This window comes from Desulfamplus magnetovallimortis (assembly GCF_900170035.1).
GTDB classification, from domain to species: domain Bacteria; phylum Desulfobacterota; class Desulfobacteria; order Desulfobacterales; family Desulfobacteraceae; genus Desulfamplus; species Desulfamplus magnetovallimortis.
The window spans coordinates 1-624 of record NZ_LT828636.1; the positions used below are offsets into that span (position 1 = coordinate 1).

At 35.9% G+C, this 624-nt stretch carries 1 protein-coding gene; it reads right to left on the reverse strand.

Translation table 11 applies throughout. The annotated features are described in order from the left end of the window. Positions 1 to 51: 51 nt before the first annotated feature. Positions 52 to 492, reverse strand: a complete 441-nt coding sequence (locus MTBBW1_RS27380) for a transposase (protein ID WP_080810175.1) — start codon at positions 490 to 492, stop codon at positions 52 to 54. Positions 493 to 624 lie beyond the last annotated feature (132 nt).

The window sequence follows — 624 nt, forward strand, 5'->3', positions numbered from 1 at the left end:
TCAATGGGCACGAAGTGCAAAGATACAATAGAAATCAGATAAAGTGAAGTTCTACAGCCTAGCGGCAGTCTCCGCAAGAGCTTGATCTTTTCGAGACAATTCTTTTTTCAAAGAAATTATTTCTCTCTTTAACTCTTTTAAATCATTAGATTTTAAGCTGGATTCTTTTTGGGTTAACAAAAAAATAGCATCTTTTTTCCATTGATCAAGATGATGTGTAAACAGGCCTTCTTTACGGCACCATGACACACGATTCGTTTCTGACATACTTGCTGTTGTAAGCAGAGCATTGAATCTTTCTTCTCCGCTCCAATCTTTGGGACTCTTTTCCACATTGATCAAATTCATTTCTCCGTCTTTTGTGTATTGTTTAAGCCAATACGTTAATGTTGAACGAGCAATTCCCACTTCTTTTGCTATTTCATAATGAGTTTTATTACTCATAAGAACTTTTTTTACCACAGCTTCTTTCATTGATAAAGGGTATCCCATAGATTCTCCTCAGTGCCCCTGATATTGAATTATTGAATTCTTAATGAGGCGACATCTATCCTGACACATAGGGGTCATAATGAACTGCCTTTCCTTCCAGATCTTATAAAACTGAAAGCAAAACATGTTTTG

Bases quoted from the DNA above. Each gene is read 5' to 3' on its own strand.
- MTBBW1_RS27380 (WP_080810175.1), bottom strand. From the start codon at position 492: ATGGGATACCCTTTATCAATGAAAGAAGCTGTGGTAAAAAAAGTTCTT.